The organism is Porphyrobacter sp. ULC335, assembly GCF_025917005.1.
In the GTDB taxonomy this organism is placed as follows: Bacteria; Pseudomonadota; Alphaproteobacteria; order Sphingomonadales; family Sphingomonadaceae; genus Erythrobacter.
This window is the reverse complement of record NZ_CP078091.1, coordinates 1,616,869-1,637,634: the sequence shown is the minus strand read 5'-3', so window position 1 is coordinate 1,637,634 and position 20,766 is coordinate 1,616,869. Positions and strand designations below refer to the sequence as shown.

At 64.0% G+C, this 20,766-nt stretch carries 10 protein-coding genes; 6 read left to right on the top strand and 4 right to left on the bottom strand.

Annotated elements, in window-relative coordinates; translation table 11 throughout:
* Nucleotides 1-22: 22 nt before the first annotated feature.
* The 3 genes from KVF90_RS07775 to clpB form a co-directional block, all read right to left on the bottom strand.
* Nucleotides 23-2,017 carry an alpha/beta hydrolase family protein gene (locus KVF90_RS07775; protein WP_264394277.1) on the bottom strand — a complete coding sequence of 665 codons (1,995 nt, stop codon included), beginning with the start codon at nucleotides 2,015-2,017 and terminating at the stop codon, nucleotides 23-25.
* A gap of 175 nt (nucleotides 2,018-2,192) precedes the next feature.
* Nucleotides 2,193-5,594, bottom strand: a complete 3,402-nt coding sequence (locus tag KVF90_RS07770; RefSeq protein ID WP_264394276.1) for a TonB-dependent receptor domain-containing protein — start codon at nucleotides 5,592-5,594, stop codon at nucleotides 2,193-2,195.
* Between the two features lie 377 nt (nucleotides 5,595-5,971).
* Nucleotides 5,972-8,548 (bottom strand): ATP-dependent chaperone ClpB, encoded by a 2,577-nt coding sequence (gene clpB / locus KVF90_RS07765; protein ID WP_264394275.1) that lies wholly within the window; start codon nucleotides 8,546-8,548, stop codon nucleotides 5,972-5,974.
* 206 nt (nucleotides 8,549-8,754) lie between these two features.
* On the opposite strand from clpB, the gene KVF90_RS07760 reads away from it, so the two are divergent.
* The 6 genes from KVF90_RS07760 (at nucleotide 8,755) to KVF90_RS07735 (ending at nucleotide 20,153) form a co-directional block, all read left to right on the top strand.
* Nucleotides 8,755-10,962 carry an acylase gene (locus tag KVF90_RS07760; RefSeq protein WP_264394274.1) on the top strand — a complete coding sequence of 736 codons (2,208 nt, stop codon included), beginning with the start codon at nucleotides 8,755-8,757 and terminating at the stop codon, nucleotides 10,960-10,962.
* Between the two features lie 46 nt (nucleotides 10,963-11,008).
* Nucleotides 11,009-13,861: a M16 family metallopeptidase gene (locus KVF90_RS07755; RefSeq protein ID WP_264394273.1), complete on the top strand. Its 2,853-nt coding sequence runs from the start codon at nucleotides 11,009-11,011 to the stop codon at nucleotides 13,859-13,861.
* A 120-nt stretch (nucleotides 13,862-13,981) separates the two neighbouring features.
* A complete protein-coding gene (locus KVF90_RS07750) occupies nucleotides 13,982-14,281 on the top strand; it encodes a hypothetical protein (RefSeq protein WP_101791671.1) in 300 nt (99 codons plus the stop codon).
* 137 nt (nucleotides 14,282-14,418) lie between these two features.
* Nucleotides 14,419-14,853 carry an META domain-containing protein gene (locus KVF90_RS07745; protein ID WP_264394272.1) on the top strand — a complete coding sequence of 145 codons (435 nt, stop codon included), beginning with the start codon at nucleotides 14,419-14,421 and terminating at the stop codon, nucleotides 14,851-14,853.
* 151 nt (nucleotides 14,854-15,004) lie between these two features.
* Nucleotides 15,005-16,675 (top strand): MFS transporter, encoded by a 1,671-nt coding sequence (locus KVF90_RS07740; RefSeq protein ID WP_264394271.1) that lies wholly within the window; start codon nucleotides 15,005-15,007, stop codon nucleotides 16,673-16,675.
* Nucleotides 16,676-16,781: 106 nt separating this feature from the next.
* Nucleotides 16,782-20,153 (top strand): PAS-domain containing protein, encoded by a 3,372-nt coding sequence (locus tag KVF90_RS07735; protein WP_264394270.1) that lies wholly within the window; start codon nucleotides 16,782-16,784, stop codon nucleotides 20,151-20,153.
* Here KVF90_RS07735 and KVF90_RS07730 read toward each other — a convergent pair.
* The gene (locus tag KVF90_RS07730) at nucleotides 20,123-20,764 is read right to left on the bottom strand and encodes a response regulator transcription factor (protein WP_264394269.1); all 642 of its coding nucleotides are present in this window, start codon (nucleotides 20,762-20,764) and stop codon (nucleotides 20,123-20,125) included. The two genes, KVF90_RS07735 and KVF90_RS07730, sit on opposite strands and share 31 nt — an antisense overlap.
* Nucleotides 20,765-20,766 lie beyond the last annotated feature (2 nt).

Sequence of the window (20,766 nt, the reverse complement as noted above, 5' to 3'; positions counted from 1 at the left end):
CTGTTTGTACCGCCTTTGCGCCTTACAGCCCGCCGGGGCCGCAATCATTCGCAAGATAGTCGAGCATCTTGGTGTAGAGCTGCTGCTGGTGGGTGAACATCAGCGTATTGTAGAAGTGGTCCGCGCCATCCAACGTGATGAACTCGCCGGTCTTGCCGGCAGCCTGGAACGCCTTCTGGTAGTCCTTCATGTGATAGTACTGCACGCGGCGGTCGACATTGCCGTGGATCATCAGCAGCGGGATGTTGACCTTGGCAATCTCGTTCATCGGGTTGACCCCGATGGTGCCACGGCGGCGCTCCCACTCGTCGAGCGCCTTGAGGTCCGGGTTCCGACGACCGAGATACTGCTTTTCGGGGTTCGCCACCGCCGCACCGGCAATTGCGCACTGGTAAAGCTGCGGCTCGCGGCTGAGCGAGACCAGCGCGGAATAGCCGCCATATGACCAGCCGAAGAACGCCACGCGGTTGGGATCGACCAGGCCCTGATCGATGAGATACTGGACGCCGTCATCCTTGTCGTCCTGCATCTTGCCGCCGTGCTCACCGTAACCGGCGTCGAAGTGCTTTTGGCCCCAGCCCACGGAAATGCGCTGGTCAGGGTGCAGCACCATGTAGCCCGCATTGGCAAGCATCTGGCCCCATTCGTCATAGCTGACCATGCCGTTGACCTGCGGGCCGCCATTGTGCTGCACGATCAGCGGGAAAGGCCCCTTGCCCTTGGGGATGGTGATCCATGCCGGGATCATCAGCCCGTCACGCGCTGGGTAACGGATGAACTTCACGTCCGACAGCTGATCGGGACTGATCAGCGGGTTACGGCTTCCCAGCTTGGCAAGCTTGCCATTCTGCACCAGCCAGAACGAACCCGGATCACGCGGGCCGCGATTGGTGACAACCATCGACTTGCCATCAAGCGAGCGGCTAGAGATCGACACCTGCCATGCGTTCGGAATCTGCTGTTCAAGGGCTTCGTAAAGCGCTTTCTCTTCCTCATCGAACCAGTGCCGCTCCATCTTCTCGCCGGGGAAACGCGCAGCGACGAGCTTGTTGTTGCCCGGGATCGAATGGAACTGGACGCCCATCACGTCCGAATCCGTGTTCTGGAACAGCTTCTTGCCCACCTGGCCGGTGTTGAAATCGAACTCGTAAAGACCCGACTTGTCGTCACCATCACGATTGTCGATCAGGTAGCCGATGTTCGGATCTTTCGGATCGAACCCTGCCACGCCTGAAAATCCGCCTAGAACACGGTAGAGGTTCTTGGGATCGTTGAGGTCAAGTTCCTGAAGCTTTGTCCAGTCGCCGTCACCGGGCTTGCGATAGTAGGAGATGATCTTGCCGGCCGCGATGTCCTGGATCTCGGTGTAGCGCGGATTGCCTTCATCATCCCATGTCGAGACGTAGGGGATCTTGCCCCCGCCGCGCAACACCAGCGACCGCGCACCGGTGCGCAGGTCGAAGCGGTAATAGGAGCGCGGGCGAGCCGCCGCGAAAGGATCGACCCCGGTGGCATCGGGCACGATCGTGCCGGAGGCGACCAGCACGTGGTCCGGCTCGTTAGGAAGCAGATTGACGATGCTGAAATTGCCGTCGACGTTGGTGAACTTGTTGGTGGAAAGGGTGTAGGCATACGTGCGGTAATCGCGCACGTCTTCTTCCGGGCCCTTCACAGTCTTGCGGTTGACCTGCCAGGCGGAGCCGAAAATCACATCATCGCTGACCCACTGCGCACTGACGATCTCCATCGGATCGGCGTTGAGGCGGCGCAGCGGCTTGGACAGATCGGCGGCATCGTAGATTTCGAGAATGTACTCCCCTTCGCGGCTTTCAACCTTGTGAACCAGCAAGTATTTGCCGCTGGGCGAAATCTGCACCGCGTCGACAACATCGCGCAGCGCCCAGACATCGACGGGAACGCTTCCCTGCGCCTGCGTGGGCGTCGGACTGGCGACCACAAGGCCGATGGCCGAAACACCGATCAGGGCGGCTGCGAGCGAGGTTTTGAGAAGTTTCATAATGAGGCTTTTCCCGGGGACACAGTGTTGAATCGAACAGGGCGTTGAACCGAACAGGCGCGGGGTCGGCGGCTTAGGGACCCGCCTCTGACCACGGCAGCATTAAACGAAAAATGCGGCCTCTCGGCAAGTGCCGGGAGGCCGCATTCTCTTAGTCAATCAGGTCATTCGGCGATCAGAAACGATAGCGAACCGATGCGAAGAATTCGCGACCGTCGAGATCGTAGCCGTTACCGATCGCCACGTTGTTGACGGCGAAGACTTCAGTCGAGTCAACCTGCGGCGGCGCTCGGTCAAGGAGGTTGGTCACGCCCGCGGTGAGCGTGATGTTGTCCTTGTTGTAGCGGATCGATGCAGTGTGCTCGAAGTAGTCGTCAGCGAAACCGACGTTGCGGCAGTAGATCCCGTCACCCTGAACGATCCCATTGGGCTGCCCGGCATTGGGCCCGGTGGTGAAGCGCGAGCCGCCACCAAGGCAGGTGTCGGCCAGCACGCCAGTCGGGCGGCCATCCGGACCGAAGCCGAAGGCATCGGACAGCGGATCGCGGAAGTCTTCTTCCTGCTCCACACGGCCGATCCAGCGGGTTTCCCAGGTGAAGCGGAAGTCGCTCACGTCGACGAAGAACGTTGCCGCGCCATCCCATGACGGGAAGCCGAATTCGCCCGAATCTTCATCGAACGAAGGCTCGCCATCGTCGCCGATGAACAGGCTCGACCGCTCGATGAGGTGAGCGGCACGGAGGATCAGGTTAAGCCTGACCGCCTCCTCGCCGATGGTGACTTCCTTGCTGAAGCGGGCGTTGAGATCGATCCCGCGCACGCTTTCCTGGTTGAGGTTGATGAACCCGCTTGCCACGTTGCTGATGAGGCCGCGGCTCGTCGCGTCGAACGGACCGGTTGCAATACGGTCGCAGAACGGGCTGCGGTTCTCTTCCTGGCGAGTGAAGCAGTCATTGATGATGAACTGCGCCGAAGGCTCCACGATCGAGCCCTTGAGCTTGATATCGTAGTAGTTGAAGTTCAGCCCGACTTCCCAGTCACCCGCGAAGCTTTCCTCGAAGGCGAAGCCGGTGGTGATCGAACGCGAAGTTTCCGCCTCGATATCCAGTGAGCCGCCGGTGGTGATTTCCACACCGGTGTTCGAGAACGGCGCCACCTGCGTATTGGCCGGGTTCAGACCGACGCGGGTCGGGTCACGACCTTCGCGGCGACAGTTGGCGAGGATCGCAGGATCGCGCTCGTCTTCAGCCGCAACATACTGGCCGGTGGCGGTGTTGTAGGCATCGAACGGCACGGCGCACGGATCGCTCAGAGTCAAGAAGCCCGACTGGCCGCGCAAGAAGTTCTCGCGCAGATTCGGCGCACGGAATGAGGTGCCGTAGCTGAACTTGAACAGCAGCGGAGCCACCGGGCGCCATCCGCCCTTGATGGCGAAGGTGCCGTTTGTGCCATATAACTCTTCGTCGGTCAGACGACCCGAAAGGTTCACGCTGAGCTCTTCAACCAGCGTCTTGCCGGCTTCAAGCGGCACGTCGATTTCGCCGTAGATTTCCCGTATCCACTTGCTTCCGCTCGCACCCTGGTCGGCACTGAAGCCGAAGAACAGACCGTTGGCTGCTTCACGGTTCGGGCTAGACGAAATGGTGTCTTCGCGCCATTCGGCACCGATCACCACGCCTACCGGGCCGGCGGGAAGCTCGAACAGATCGCCGGTAATGAAGCCCGAAAGCATGGCCTGCTCATAGGTGGTGTCGAAGCGACGCTCACCGAACACGTAGGCACGCTCTTCCGCGGTGGCGAAATCGCCGATCACCTGGTTGAGCGCGCCGGGCGCGAACAGGTTCACGGGGACGCAGCCCTGCAGCAGATCGGGCATGGCCAGGTTCGGGTTGCGCAAACCGGTACCACACGGCCCGGAAAGCAGCGGCGGCGCATTGCTGTTGCCATTATAGTCGTCGGCAATGCCATCGCGGTTATTGTCGACGATACCGTTGCGGTTGAAGTCGGCAGTCGGGTCGATGCCCAGCGCCAGCGCCAGCTTGTCTTCACGAATACCGCGGGTCAGTGACTTGCCGATTGAGCGCGAATAGACGCCCGAAAGTTCGAAAGTCCAGCTCGAACCGATGAACGGCAGATCGCCGCGCACGCCGAGCACACCGCGATACTGCTCCTGCGTGATCGCAAAGTTGTTGCGATCACCCTGAATGGAGAGAACCGGCTGCACCGGCAGGCTGAAGCCAGTGTTCCCCCCGGGACGACCAAGCAACGTAACTTCCGCAGCCGAGCAATCGTTGTTGATCAGGTTACATGGGTTGAACGGGTTGCTGCCCGGCACAAACGGGAACAGCTGCGGGGCGCCCGTGTTGTCGGCGCCGATTTCCGCGCGGGTGTAGTTCGCCTCGAAGAACGGCGTGATGTTGGCTTCACCCGGGAAGGTATATTCCCCGTAAGCCATCACGTTGATCAGTTCCTGACGCGACAGGAATATCTGTTCGAGATTGGTGCCGTTACGGTTCTTGTTCTGGAAGTCGACATCGCGCACGCCGTCACGAGGGGTCGTGTCAATGTCGCGCCCGCCGGTGAAGGACACGTCGTAGCCGCGGATACCGGAGTTGCCGACACCATTGGCCGACCACAGGGTGCCATAGGTCTGGGCCGGCGAACTGAAACGCCCAACCTGACTGGTGATCTTGCACTCGTTTTCAGAAACGGTGACGCCCGGCGTCCGGTTGCGGATCGTGGCGTTCGAACGCAGGTCGACCGTGCGAATATTGCCGTTCTGGTCGATTTCGTAGTGCGTGTCGCAGCCATCGAAGAAGTCGCGATCCTTCAGACGGATTTCGTCACGCACACGGTATTCGGCACCGATGCCGAACACGGCGCGGTCGGTGTTGAAGCCCCAGGCGCCGCTGATGGTGTAATCGTTGCCCGCGCCTTGTTCGTTAAGGTCACCGGCTGCAAACAGCTCGAGGCCATCGAAATCCTTGCGCAGGATGATGTTGATCACGCCGGCAACCGCGTCCGAACCGTAGATCGACGATGCGCCGTCAAGCAGCAGGTCGAAACGGTCAACGAGCGAGGCCGGGATCAGGTTGGTCGAAGGGCTGGTCGGCGCGCCTTCCACACCCGCCGGAGCGAGACGACGGCCGTTGACGAGCAGCAGCGTGCGGCTGGCGTCCAGACCACGAAGGTTGATCGTTTCCGAGCCAGGGCCGTTATCGAGCACGAAGCCGTTGAACGTGGCGTCGATCTGGAGGCCGGCAGCAGCTTCACTGCGCTGCAGGATTTGCGTCGGATCGAAAGCGCCGACCGCTTGCTGCATGTCGTTCGAGATGACCTGAAGCGGCGAGATCGAGCTGTAGGTGTCGCGCACAATACGCGAGCCGGTCACAGTAATGTTGCCCTGCTCGGTCCGGCCAGCGGCATCGGTCGTAACGTCAGCCGGCTCTTCCTCTTGATCCTCGGCAGCGGGCTGTTCTTCCGCGTCTTGCGCGTAGACAGGCCCGGCGATCACAAATGCGATGGCCGATGCAGAGAAGGCCAGCGCCTTGATCGAATTGCTGTGAAATTTCTTCATGGTCACTCCAGTTGCCCAAACCGGAGACGAAACGGCCACCACATGCGCCCACCACAAGATTGCCCCAGGTGGGAGGCGCACGCTTCAAAGGTTGCCAAATTCAGTCCCCGCAGTGACCGTTTTGTGCAATGGCGAAAGTTTGATGTCAAAGCGCCCCTTCGCAACAGCGAACTTTTTCAAGGCGTGTTGCGTTAATCCCACATTCAGCCATCGACGGCCGAAACGTGCGCAATAAAGTTATCCTGCCGCTATGCGATTGTTTGAAGATACAGGCTGTCGCACGCAATAAAGCGCCCGACTTTCCGAAACGGACGTTTCTGCGCAACTTTGTTAGCCATGGGCTTAGAGTGCTGGCTGAACGGGCTCGCCCGATAAAATCAGCGAATCGTCATGCTTAACTGACCATCGCCTTCATCGATCGCCAGCGTGCTGCCGTCAGGCAGTTTGCCCTCAAGCAGCATTTCGGCGAGCGGGTCCTGCAGATAACGCTGCACGGCGCGCTTCAGCGGCCTTGCACCATAGACCGGGTCATAACCCACCCGGCCAAGCCAGCGCAGCGCCGCATCGGTCAGATCAATCGTGATCTTGCGATCCGCCAGCAGCTTCTGGACGCGCTTGACCTGGATCTCGACGATCGGGGCCATGTGCTCCTGACCGAGACGGTGGAACAGGATGATCTCATCGAGGCGGTTCAGGAACTCTGGCCGGAAATGGCCGCGCACCACGTCCATCACATCCTTCTCGACCGTCACCGGTTCCGCACCATCAGGCAGGTTGGCTAGATATTGGCTGCCTAGGTTCGAAGTGAGGATGATCAGCGTGTTGCTGAAATCCACGACGCGGCCCTGCCCATCTGTCAGGCGCCCATCATCGAGAACTTGCAGCAGCACATTGAAGACATCGCTGTGGGCCTTCTCGACCTCGTCGAACAGCACCACCTGATAGGGGCGGCGACGCACGGCCTCGGTCAGCACCCCGCCCTCTTCATAGCCGACATAGCCCGGAGGCGCGCCGATCAGGCGGGCAACGGCGTGCTTCTCCATGAACTCGCTCATGTCGATCCGCACCATCGCAGAATCGTCGTCGAACAGGAACCCGGCGAGCGCCTTGGTCAGCTCGGTCTTGCCGACGCCCGTAGGGCCGAGGAACAGGAAACTGCCGAGCGGACGGCCCGGATCCTGCAGGCCCGCTCGCGCCCGGCGGACCGCCTTGGACACAGCCTCGATCGCCTGCGACTGGCCGATCACACGCTTGCCGATGATCTCTTCCATCGCCAGCAGCTTCTCGCGCTCGCCCGCCATCATCTTGTCGACCGGCACACCCGTCCAGCGGCTGACGACCCCGGCGATGTCTTCCTCGGTTACTTCTTCGCGCAGCATGGCGTTGGCGGCCTGGCCTTGCGCTTCGGCGAGCTGCTTCTCCAGCGCGGGGATGGTGCCGTACGACAACTCTCCCGCCTTGCCGAGATCGCCTTCGCGCTGCGCCTGTTCCAGCAGGGCCCGCGCGGTATCGAGCTGTTCCTTGATCTTGCCCTCGGCCTCGATCTTGTCGCGCTCGTTCTGCCAGCGGGTGGTGAGTTCGGCAGACTGCTGTTCAAGGTTCGCAAGTTCCTCGCGTAGCGCGACGAGGCGGTCCTTGGAGTTCTGATCGGTCTCCTTCTGCAGCGCGCTTTCTTCGATCTTCAACTGGATGATCCGCCGATCGAGCGCCTCGATCTCTTCCGGCTTGCTCTCAACCTCCATGCGGATGCGGCTGGCGGCCTCGTCCATCAGGTCGATCGCCTTGTCGGGCAGGAAGCGGTTCTGGATGTAGCGATCGGACAGCTTCGCCGCCGCCACGATGGCGCCGTCGGTGATGCGCACGCCGTGGTGGAGCTCGTACTTGTCCTTGATGCCGCGCAGGATCGAGATGGTGTCCTCAACCGTCGGCTCGGCAATGAACACCGGCTGGAACCGCCGCTGGAGCGCGGGGTCTTTCTCGACATACTTCTGATACTCGTCGAGCGTGGTCGCGCCGATGCAGTGCAGTTCGCCGCGCGACAGGGCGGGCTTCAGCAAGTTGGAGGCGTCCATCGAACCTTCGGAAGCGCCCGCCCCGATCAGAGTGTGCATCTCGTCGATGAACAGGATGATCTGCCCGTCGGCATGCTTGACCTCGTCGAGCACCGATTTCAGCCGCTCTTCGAACTCGCCGCGATATTTCGCGCCCGCAATCAGCGAGCCCATGTCGAGACTCATCAGGGTCCGGCCCTTCAGGCTGTCCGGCACGTCGCCATTGGCGATGCGCAGGGCGAGACCTTCGGCAATCGCGGTTTTGCCGGTGCCGGGTTCGCCGATCAGCGCGGGGTTGTTCTTGGTGCGGCGGGCAAGGATCTGGATCGTACGGCGGATTTCCTCGTCGCGGCCGATCACCGGATCAAGCTTGCCGTCGCGCGCAGCCTTGGTGAGGTCGCGGGCGAACTTCTCCATCGCGTCATAGGTGTTCTCGGCGCTTGCGCTATCGGCGCGCTTGCCGCCGCGCAGCTGCTCGATGGCCGTGTTGAGGCTCTGCGGGGTCACGCCAGCGGCCTTCATGGCCTCGCCAGCGGGGGTCTGGGACAGGGCAAGCGCGGTCAAGAGCCGCTCAACGGTGACGTAAGCGTCCCCTGCCTTGTCGGCGAGCTGCTCGGCCTGATCGAGTACCCGCACCGCGTCATTATCCAGCCCCGGCGTGGTCTGCGCGCCGCCGCCGGTGACTGCCGCAATCTTGGCGAGCCCGGCGTCCACCGCACCCAGCGCCAGCGGCGCAGTGCCGCCTGCGCGCTGGATCAGGCCCGATGCCATGCCCTCGCTATCTTCCAGCAGCGCCTTCAGCAGGTGCAGCGGCGTGATGCGCTGATGGTTCATGCGGATCGCGACGGTTTGCGCGGATTGCAGGAAGCCCTTGGCCCGGTCGGTGAACTTTTCGAGATTCATGTCGTCTAACCCCTCCAAAGGTTACCGCTTGCAGATAGTGTTGCACATTGGCCACACAAGGTCTGGTGCCAAAAAATCGCAAGGCAGGTGTATTACCCGACTAGGTGGGTTCAAACCTTGTCCAAGGCAAGAGGCACCTGCACGCCTTGACCTCATCCCGCCGCCACGCGATGGAGCGGTCATACGGTTTGGGAGAGAAATCGGACATGATCTGGGTCAAGCGCGGCGCCTTTGCGCTGGTGGGGGTGCTGTTGCTGGCGGTGGTGGTGCTTGCCACGTGGGAGCCGTTCATGGCCACCGCGGCCAACACCGCACCCGCCCGCACCTATGCTGCAGAAATCATCCGCGACGATTTCGGTGTGCCGCATATCTACGGCAAGACCGATGCCGACACGGCTTACGGCGTGGCCATTGCCCATGCCGAGGACGATTTCTTCACGCTTCAGGACGTGGTCGCCATGGCCCGCGGGCGGTATGGCGCGATTGCGGGCGAGGAAGGGGCGAAGATCGACTACGCCTACCACCTGATCGACGCCCGCGGCACGGCGGAGCGGGAGTACCCCAAGCTTCCTGCCGATACCCGCGCGCTGTTCGAAGCCTATGCCGCCGGGCTCAACCAATATGCCGACGAGCATCCGGGCGAGGTGAAGCTGGCCAACCTGTTCCCCGTGAACGGCATGGACGTCGCTGCCGGATTCTCGCTGCGCCAGCCGTTCTTCTTCGGGCTTGATGGCGTGATCGGACCGCTGGTGGCAGGCGAAGACCTGCGCCGCGAGCATGGCCCCGACATTCCCGGCTTCCCCCGCCCGCCGCTGTCGGGCGCTGCGCCTGACGCGACTGACGCTGCGCCCAAGCAGGCCCGCACGCTCGTGCTGCCGCTGGGCGAGGATGCCGAACATCTCGGCTCCAATGCCTTTGCTGTTGCTCCTGAAAAGTCAGGCGGGACGACCACCCTCATCTCCAATTCGCACCAGCCGCTGCGCGGCGGCGTGGCGTGGTACGAACTGGTCGTCGAAAGCGGCGAGGGCTGGCATTTCGCGGGCGCGAACTTCCCGGGATCGCCCTTCCCCTTCCTCGGCCATAACGAGCATCTGGGCTGGACCAACACGGTCAACACGCCCGACATGATCGACGTCTACCAGCTGGAACTCGACGACACCGGCACCCGCTACAAGCTCGACGGGCAATGGCGCGATCTGGAAAGCAAGTGGGTGACCCTGCCGGTCAAGATCGGCCCCGTGGTTCTGCCGATCCGCAAGGAAGTGCTGCGCTCTGTCCACGGCCCGGTCATCAAGAACGACAAGGGCGCATTTGCCATCCGCTACGGCGGTATCGGCCAGCTCGGCCAGCTGGACGCCTATTACCGGATCAACAAGGCCAAGACCTTTGCCGAATGGGAAGCGCAATTGTCGCGCCTTGCCATCCCCTCGACAAACTTCATCTATGCCGACCAGACCGGCACCATCGCCTATGTCTACAACGCCGCGATCCCCGCCCGGCCCGAGGGTGTGAAGGCCGACTGGCGCAATGTGCTCCCCGGCGACCGGTCTGACCTGATCTGGCAGGGCGCAGTAGATTACAAAACCCTGCCCCGCATCGTGAACCCGGCGAGCGGGTGGCTCTACAATTCGAACAACACCCCCTTCACCGCAGCGGGCGCCGGGAGCGATCTTGCCCCTCAGGCGTTTGCGCCGCTGATGGGTATCGAACTCAAGCAAACCAACCGGTCATGGCGCGCCTTCAAGCTGCTTTCGGAAGCGCGGGTGCTCGACCGTGCGACGCTCGAGCGGATCAAGTACGACACCGGCTACGAACGCGAAGGCTATGTCGACCGCCTGTTCGATGCGCTTGAGGGCCTGAAGGCCGATGGCCAGCTGGCCGAAGCGCGCGATCTGCTGGTCAGTTGGGACTTCACCGCCGACAACAAGGGACGCGCCGATGCCCTGGCCCTGCTGATCATCCGCGACTTCATGGCCGCCGATTACAACAACAAGCCCTTCCCCGACGTGGCCGAAAAGCTGCAAGCCGCTGCCGACCACCTGAAGACGCATTTCGGCCGGCTTGATCCGCCGATGGGCGATCTGTTGCGGTTGCGGCAGGGCGACCTCGACCTGCCACTGGACGGCGGCTCGGACACGCTGCGCGCATCGACCACCTGGGACGTGGCCGAGGATGGGCGGCTCAGCCTCAAGCATGGTGACAGCTTCATCATGTGGATCGAATGGGCACCCGGCCAGCGGGTATCCTCACGCTCAATCCAACCCTTCGGCGCGGCGAGCACTCGGCCGGCGAGTCCGCATTATACCGACCAGATGCAGCTGTTCGTCGATCATAAACTGAAGCCTGTGCATTTCTGGCGCGATGATCTGCTGGCGAAAGCCAGCAAGCGCCGCACCATTACCAACGCGCGCTGACCGGCGCCGATCTTTCGCCTGATCTCTTCACCGGAGCCTTCGTCAAATGACCCACCGTTTTGCCGCCGCCAGCCTCTCGGCGCTTGCCCTTGCGCTTGCCGTGCCTTTCGCTCCCGCACTTGCCCAGACCAAGGCTCAGGCCAGCGCCGTCCCGCAGGCGACAGCCGATCTGCCGACGCTCGTTTCGCAGGTGAAGATCCCCTACCAGCAGTTCGAGCTGGCGAACGGCCTCAAGGTGCTGGTGCACGAAGATCGCAAGGCTCCCATCGTCAACGTGACCGTGTGGTACAATGTCGGCTCGAAGGACGAACCCAAGGGCAAGACCGGCTTTGCCCACCTGTTCGAGCACCTGATGTTCAACGGGTCGGAAAACGCCCCCAACGACTATTTCGAATATCTCGCGGAAATGGGCGCGACCGATTACAACGGCACCACCTGGTTCGACCGCACAAACTACTTCCAGACCGTGCCCCGCCCCGCGCTGGAACGCGCGCTGTGGCTGGAAAGCGACCGCATGGGCTACCTTCTCGGCGCAGTGACGCAGGGCAAGCTCGATAACCAGCGCGGCGTGGTGCAGAACGAAAAGCGTCAGGGCGACAACGAGCCCGGCGGTCTCGTTTTCTACGATGTGCTCAAGACCCTGTTCCCCGATGGTCACCCCTACCAGCACGAAGCCATCGGCTCGATGGCCGACCTCGATTCCGCATCGATGGAGGACGTGAAGGCGTGGTTCACCGAGAATTACGGCCCGAACAACGCCACGCTGGTGATCGCAGGCGACATTTCCGCTGCCGAAGCGCGTCCGCTGGTCGAGAAGTATTTCGGCGCCATCGCGCGTGGCCCGGTCAATGATCCGGCCCAGGCCGATGTGCCGACCCTTGCCGAACCGGTGCGCAAGACCTTCAAGGATCAGGTCGCTGCCACCAGCATCACCCGTTACTGGGCGGTTGAAGGCCTGACCGGCAAGGACCGCATCGCGCTTGACGTCGGTGCCTCGATCCTCGGCGGTCTCGCCTCCAGCCGTCTCGACAACACGCTGGTGCGCGAAGAGCAGCTGGCGGTTGGCGTTTCCGCGGGCAACTCCGCCTTCCAGCGCGTCGGCTTCCTCAGCGTCGAAGCGACCGCCAAGGACGGCGTTGATCTTGCCGCGCTCGAAGCGCGCATGGATGCGGTGGTCAACAAGCTGATCACCGAAGGCCCGACCGAGGACGAAGTCCGCCGCGCGGTCACCAGCAACCTCGCCCGCACGATCCGCGGGCTGGAGCAGGTCGGCGGCTTCTCGGGCAAGGCCCAGACCCTCGCCGAAGGCGAAGTGCTGGCGGGCGACCCGGAATTCTACGCCCGCGAGTTCGAAACGCTCGCCAAGCTGACCCCGGCTGACGTCAAGGCGGCGATGGCCAAGTGGATGACCCGCCCGGCGATGACCGTGGTGCTGGAACCCGGCGCACGCGACGCTTCCTACGAGGAAGCCGCATCGGTCGCAGCCGATGGCGAAAACGCTTCCGAGCGCGACCGTGCGGCGGAGACCATCAACGTCTCGGCCGAACGGCCCAAGCCTGCGATCGACTCCATCGCTGAACTCGATTTCCCCACGCTCGAGCGCGCGACGCTCAAGAACGGGATGAAGGTCACCTATGCCCGCCGCAACGCGGTGCCCGCGACCTATGTGGCGATGACCTTCAACGCGGGCGGCGCGGCCGATCCGGCCGACAAGCGCGGGCTGGAAGGCCTGACCATGTCGCTGTTCGACGAAGGCACCGCCAAGCTTTCGTCGCAGCAGATCGCCGAAGCGGGCGAGCGTCTCGGTGCGACCGTGTCGGTCGGCGGCGGCGATGACCGGTCGACCTTCACGCTTTCGGCGCTGACCGCCAACCTCTCGCCCAGCCTCGACCTGATGCGCCAGATCATGCGCGAGCCGGCCTTCAACCCGGCCGATCTCGAGCGGGTGCGCACCCAGACCGTCACCGGCATCCGCCAGGCGATGAAATCGCCGCAGGGTATCGCCCAGCGCACCATCACCCCCGAACTGTTCGGGGCTGCAAACCCCTATGGCGGGGTGAGCACGGTGGAGAGCGTCAGCAGCATCACCCGCGACGATCTGCTCGCCTTCAAGGACAACTGGATCCGTCCGGACAATGGAGAAGTCTTCGTCATTTCGGACAAGCCGCTGGCCGAGATCGTGACCTCGCTCAACGCGGCCTTCGGTGACTGGAAGGCACCTGCCACGCCCAAGGGCGTCAAGCAGTTCCCCGCTGGCAAGGAAGCACAGGGCAACCGCATCATTCTGGTGAACCGCCCCAATTCGCCGCAGAGCTTCATCGTCGGCGCGCAGATCACGCCGCTTGATGCGGGCGATCAGGCCTTTGTGGCCTTCAACAGCGCGAACAACTCGCTGGGTGGCAACTTCCTCGCACGGCTCAACATGAACCTGCGCGAGACCAAGGGCTGGAGCTACGGCGTACGCGGCGGCACGCAGGCGCGCGAGAATGCGGTGATCTACTCGATATCGGGCGGCGTTCAGGCGGACCGCACCGGGGATTCGGTCGCCGAGATGATCCGCGAAACCCGCGAATTCCTCACGGAAAAGGGCGTGACCGCTGAAGAGCTGACCCGCAACATCGCGTCGGAAGTCGGCGCGCTGCCGGGCCGGTTCGAAACCTCGCCCGCGGTGCTCGGCGCGATGCAGGGCAATGCCCTGTTCGGCCGCCCCGACACCTATCAGGAAACGCTCGCCAGCATCTACCGTGCGCAGACCACCGAAACGCTCGATGCCGCCGCCCGTGCCGCGATCGACACCGACAAGTTCGTGTGGGTCGTGGTCGGCGATGCCAGCAAGGTGCGTGCCCAGCTCGAACCGCTCGGCCTGCCGATCGAACAGCGCGAGATGGAAGGCGAATAAACAGCGCATCGGCAGCGCGCTTCAGCCGAAATCCGGTTGAAGCGCGCTGACATGAGTGTAAATAGCGCACCCAGAAGTGTCGGGTCACCCAAGGTCCGCACCAAACCCAAGGAGTGGTTTATGTCTGTTGCAGGTACCTACAAGACCATCGTCAAGAGCCCGATGGGCGACCAGACCGGCACCCTCACCGTGGTTCCCGATGGCGACACCTTCAGCGGCTCGCTGGTCGGCAGCCTCGGTTCGATGGACATCGCGGGCGGCACTGTCAGCGGCAACACCATCTCGTGGAAGATGAACATGGTCGTCCCCATGCCGATGACGCTCGATTGCGAAGCGACCATCGATGGCGACACGCTGACCGGTTCGGTCAATGCAGGCGCTTTCGGCGCGATGCCGCTGTCGGGCACCCGCGAAGCCTGATTGCTCGCCGCTTGAGCGAGATAAGCCGCCGGAGTTCGCGCTCCGGCGGTTTTTTCGTGCCCTCAAACAATGCCGGACTGCCTGCATTCAGGATCGCGCGTTATTGACGGGCTGATACCTGCCAAGGAGCAACAGGGATGACGTTTCGTGCCGCTTTCACCGCCTCTGCCGCCACGCTTTCGCTTGCAGGCTGCATGACCATTCCCGACAGCCACCCGCTGGCCGGGACCGAGTGGCAGCTGGTTGCCATCGACACGTCGGGCAGCACCACCACGCTGACGCCTGCGGTGCAGCGCCGCCACACCATCGCCTTCGGTGACGGAGGCGAAATGCAGCTCCAGCTCGATTGCAACCGCGGGCGCTCCACCTGGACTGCGGGCCAGCCGGCGAGCGGCGCGGGCAGCATCAGCATCGGGCCGGTCGCCGGCACCAAGATGTTCTGCCCCCAGCCGAGCTTCGGCGATGAACTCGCCGGCCTCAGCGAAGCCGAACGGTTCATCACCACGCTCGACGGGCGTCAGCTGGTGATCGAAACGGCGCAGCTGCGCTACACCTTCTCCGCCCTCGAATAGAGCCGTGCCGGTCGCAGGCATGCGACCAAGGTCTAGCTATCGTCCACACCCGTAACGCGCGACTTTGCAATCCTCGACAGGAGCGGCATGGTGCGGCCTCGCGGCCATGCCTGCCGCTCAGGGGATCGAGCAAACGAGCGGGAGACGGACAATGGCGACGGCATATGATGGCGCCCTGCCCAAGCATCACAAGGTCACGGGGACGGAAAAGCGCGTCATCCTCGCCTCGTCGCTGGGCACGGTTTTCGAATGGTACGATTTCTACCTCTACGGCCTGCTGGCCACGATCATCTCGGCGCAATTCTTCTCGGGGGTGAACGAGACCACCGGGTTCATCTTCGCGCTGGCGGCCTTTGCCGCAGGCTTTGCGGTGCGGCCGTTCGGCGCGCTGGTGTTCGGGCGGCTGGGCGACATGGTCGGGCGCAAATACACCTTCCTGGTGACGATGGGCCTGATGGGCTTTGCCACCTTCACCGTTGGCCTGCTGCCGAATTACACCAGCATCGGGGTGGCTGCCCCGATCATGCTGGTGGTGCTGCGGCTGTTGCAGGGCCTTGCGCTCGGCGGCGAATATGGCGGCGCGGCGACTTATGTTGCCGAACACGCGCCGAACAACAAGCGCGGGCTCTACACCAGTTTCATCCAGACCACTGCGACGCTGGGCCTGTTCGCCGCGCTGCTAGTGGTGATCGGCACCCGCACCATGATCGGCGAGGAAGCCTTCAAGGAATGGGGCTGGCGCGTGCCGTTCCTGATCTCGGCACTGCTGCTCGGCGTGTCGCTGTGGATCCGGATGCAGCTTCAGGAAAGCCCGGTCTTCCAGAAGATGAAGGACGAAGGCACCAATTCCAAGGCGCCGATCTCGGAAGCTTTCGGCAACTGGAAGAACGGCCGCTGGGCATTGATCGCGCTGCTCGGTGCAGTCGCGGGGCAGGCGGTGGTGTGGTACACCGGCCAGTTCTACGCGCTGTTCTTCCTTGAAAAAGTCCTGATGGTAGACGGGGCGACGACCAATATCCTGATCGCCGTCGCACTCGCCATCGGAACGCCGTTCTTCATCTTCTTCGGCTGGCTGTCGGACAAGATCGGACGCAAGCCGATCATTCTGACGGGCTGTGCGCTGGCGGCGGTGACGTTCTTCCCATCCTTCCACGCCCTCACCGAAGCGGCCAATCCGGCACTTGCCAAGGCACAGGCGACGGCTCCGGTCAGTGTCATCGTCAATGATGCCGATTGCTCGGTGCAGTTCGACCCCATCGGCAAGAACAAGTTCGACGCCAAAAGCTGCGACATCGCCAAATCCTTCCTGGCGAAGAGCGGCGTCAGCTACTCTAAGGTCGAGGCAGACGCAGGGGCCATCGCGCAGATCACAATCGGCGCGCAGACCTTCGTCGCTCCCGATCCGGCCAAGCTTGCAGGCGACGAACGCAAGGCCGCCATCACCGCCTATCAGGACGAATTGAAGGCGGCGCTGGCCAAGGCGGGTTACCCGGCCAAGGCCGATCCCGACGCCATCGACACCCCGGTGGTGATCGCGATCCTCACCTATCTCGTGCTGCTGGTGACGATGGTTTACGGACCCATCGCCGCGCTGCTGGTGGAGCTGTTCCCCACCCGCATCCGCTACACCGCGATGAGCCTGCCTTACCACATCGGCAATGGCTGGTTCGGCGGTTTCCTGCCAACCACCGCCTTCGCGATGGTGGCGGCGACCGGGAATATCTACTTCGGCTTGTGGTATCCGGTGGCGATCTGCGCGGCCACCGTGGTGATCGGGCTGTTGTTCCTGCCCGAGACTTTCAGACGGAATATCGACGATTGATCCAGCACCGGTGGACCACAAGCAGGGGCGGTACCGCAAGGTGCCGCCTCTTTGCTTTGCGCACGCCTTGCAGTAACTTGTCGTCCGCGAGCGAGGGGAGGCTGACATGATGTTGGGCGCGGCGCTGGCCGCCGCGACACTCTATCTGGGCGCGCTGTTCTGGCTTGCCGCGTGGCGTGACAGGCAAGCGGCTGGCGGCTGGCTGACGCGCCATGCGGGCACGATCTACGGCCTCAGTCTGGCGGTCTATTGTTCAAGCTGGACCTTCTTCGGCGGGGTCGGCACGGCGGCGACGGCAGGTCTTGATTATCTGCCGATCTATCTCGGCCCGATCCTCGTCTTCACCCTCGGCTTCGGGCTGGTGCGCAAGATCCTCGCGCAGGCCAAGGCGCAGCATTCCACTTCGATCGCCGACTTCCTTTCCGCACGCTACGGCAAAAGCGCGAGCCTCGCAGCGCTGGTGACGGTGATCGCGACCTGCGGAACGCTGCCTTACATGGCGCTGCAAATGGAATCGGTGGGCGCCGCGCTGCTGCTGCTCGACCCGAGTCTGCGCACGCAGGTCGCTGCGGACGAGCTGGTGCTGATCGTCGCGGTGCTGATGGGGTTGTTTGCGATCCTGTTCGGCTCGCGCCGCGCCGACCGCGCAGGCGACAATGCAGGTCTGGTGCTGACGATTGCGGTGGAGGCGGTGGTGAAGCTCGCAGCGCTGCTGGTGGTCGGCGCGCTGGCGGTGGGGTTGCTGGCGAGCAGTGACGGGTTTGCTCTGCCCGCCGCCCCTGCCCTGTTCGCCGCCGATCCCTTCGACGCGCGCTTTGCGGTGCTGACGGTCATCGCTGCGGCCGCGATCCTGTGCCTGCCGCGCCAGTTCCACATGAGCTTTATCGAGGCCCCCGGAGACCGCACCGGCCGGGCAATGCGATGGGTGTTCCCGGCCTATCTCGCGCTGACCGCCGCGGTGATCGTGCCGATCGTTCTGGCCGGGCAGGCCATGCTGCCCGCGGGCACCGATCCCGACACCATCGTGCTCGCCCTGCCGCTCGCCAGCGATGTACCGATGCTCGCCATCGTGGTGTTCATCGGCGGCCTTTCGGCGGCGGCGGGCATGATCGTGGTGGCGAGCGTCGCGCTGTCGATCATGATCACCAATGATCTTATCGCACCGCTGCTGCTGCGCCGCACACTTGCAGGGCGGGGCGACCGCAGCCGCGTGCCGGGACGGTTGCTGCTGATCCGCCGCATGGTGATCGCCGCGCTGCTCATGGCGGCCTATGCCTTTTATCGCGGATTTGCCGGTATCACCGATCTCGCCGGGCTCGGCACGCTCGCCTTTGCCGCCGCAGCGCAGTTCGCGCCGGGGCTGGTGCTGGGCATGGTGAGCCAGCACGGCAACCGGGCGGGGATGCTGACAGGCCTTGCCACCGGCTTTGCGCTGTGGCTGGCGCTGCTGATCCTCCCTGCGGCGAGCGGCACACCCCCGCCTGTCAGCATTCACCCCGATCCGCTGGTCTCGGGCGTGGTGCTGAGCCTCTGTTTGAACGCCGCGCTCTATTGGCTGGTATCGGCCCTGGTGCGGCCATCGCTGCTGGATCAGGCGCAGGCCGCCGCCTTTGTCGGCACGCCGATGCCGGGCGAGCTCCCCCGTCACGCTACAGCGAAACGGGTGGCCGATGTGCGCGCGCTGCTTACCCAGTTCGTCGGACGGGAACGCGCCGATGCCGCGCTGACCCCGCTGCACCTGCGCAATGGCGATCCTGCGAACGCGGCGGTGCTGGAGCTGGCCGAGCGGTTGATCTCGGGCGTCATCGGCACATCCTCTGCGCGGATGCTGGTCGCATCATGGGCGGGCGGCGATCCGATCCCCCTCCCCGAAGTCGTCGCCATGTTTGGCGAAACGCACCGCCGCCTCAGCTTCTCCGCCGACCTGCTCCAGACAGCGATCGAGAGTATCGATCAGGGCGTGGCGCTGGTCGATGCCGAGATGCGCCTGGTGGCGTGGAACAGCCGCTATCAGCAAATCTTCGATCTGCCCGACAGGCTGGTCAGCGTTGGCACGCCGATTGCCGATCTGATCCGCTTCAACCTTGCCCGAAGCGCGCTTTCAGAGGCCGAAATCGCCGAGCAGGTCGCCCGCCGCCTCGGTCATATGCGCGCCGGGCGCGAACACCGGATGGAGCGCGAACAGCATGATGGCCGTGTGCTCCGGATCGTCGGCGCGCCCACGCCGGGCGGCGGCTACACCACCTCCTATACCGACATCACGGCGGATCGCCGGGCCGAGCAGGCACTGGAAGACAAGGTGGCCGAACGCACCCGCCAGCTCAGCGCCGCGAACGCCGCGCTGGCCGAGGCGACCCGTTCCAAGACCCGCTTCCTCGCCGCGGCCAGCCACGATCTGATCCAGCCACTCAACGCCGCCCGCCTGTTCGCTTCGGCATTGGGCGAGGAAGTGAGCGGGCAGCAGGCGCTGGAGCGGCTCGTCAGCGATCTCGACGGCTCGATCGTCGCGGCCGACCGGCTGATCCGCGTGCTGCTGGAGATTTCCAAGCTCGACAGCGGCGGGATCGTCCCCGCGCCAGAAGCCATCGCCCTCGATCAATTGTTTGAGGATGTCGCCCGCGACTTCACCTTGCAGGCACAGGCGAAAGGCCTGCGGTTGCGGCGGGTGCGCACGAGCGTGTGGGTGATGGCCGACCGGGCGCTGCTCACCGATGTGCTGCGCAACCTCCTCAGCAATGCGGTGCGCTATACCGCGCAGGGTGGTGTGCTGATCGGGGTGCGGCGACGCGGCGGGCTGGCGCAAATCTGCATCCACGACACCGGACGCGGGATCGCGCCCGAAGACATCGAGCGCATCTTCGGCGAGTTCGAACGCGGCGCATCGACCGACCGCGAGGGGCTGGGGCTTGGCCTCGCCATTGTTCGCCGCGCGGCACGACTGCTGGAGGTGGAGATTGCGACCACCTCCACCCCGGGTCGCGGAAGCCGCTTCGCGCTCGCTCTGCCGGTACTGCGGCGGGAGGCGATTGTGGCTCCGAAGTCCCAGCCCGCCCGCGCCGCAACAGGGCTTGGCAGCGCGCGGGTGCTGGTGGTGGATAATGATCCGGCGGTGCTGGCCGCAACCGCCGCCCTGCTCGGCAAGTGGGGGCTATCGGTGACCTGCGCCGCCAGCCTGATCGAAGCCCGCGCAGCCGCGCCGGAGTCGCCCGATGTGGCGATCATGGACTACCGGCTCGATGGTGAGGAACGCGGAGACGAAACCTATGCGATGCTGTGCGAAGGCTGGGGCTGCCGTCCGCCGGTAATCCTGCTGACCGCGGAAAGCGCCGAGGAAACCGAGGCCGCCGCCGCGCGCATGGGCGCCAACATCCTGCTGAAACCCGCGCCGCCCGCTGCACTGCGCGCCTTGATCGCCACGGCTCTCGCGCAGGCGCGCGCGGCGGCGGCTCACCCCTTCGCCGGGTCCGCCACCGGCTGATCGACATCGAGTTTCGCGGCGAGCAGCACCGCCTGAGTGCGGCTGTTGACCCCCAGCTTCCGCAGGATCGCGGTGATATGCGCCTTCACCGTCGCCTCGCTGATCGCGAGTTCATAGGCGATCTGCTTGTTGAGCAGCCCTTGCCGGATCGCCGCGAGGATGCGCCGCTGCGCCGGAGTGAGGCTGGCGATGCGAGCGAGATCATCGTCCATGCCTGCCGCACCGCTTTCGGGAAACCAACCGTCCCCTTCACGCACCGCCGCCAGCCCTTCGCGCATGGCGTCGAGGCTGGAGGATTTGGGAATGAACCCCGCCGCTCCCAATTGCGCCGCTGCCGCCGCGACGCGCGGCTCCTCGCTGGCCGAGACGATCACGATGGGCAGCGCAGGGTGATCCTGCCGCAGGTCCATCAGCACCGAGAGGCCGGAGGAGTCCGCCATATGCAGATCGAGCAGCAGCGCCTCCGCCCCGCCCTCTGCCAGCGCCAAGCGCGCCTCGGCGGCGGAGCTGGCTTCGATGATTGCCGCTTCGGGCCACACCCGCCCCACCGCGTGCGCCAGCGCGCTGCGGAACAGCGGGTGGTCATCGGCGATGACGATCCTTGTGGTCATAA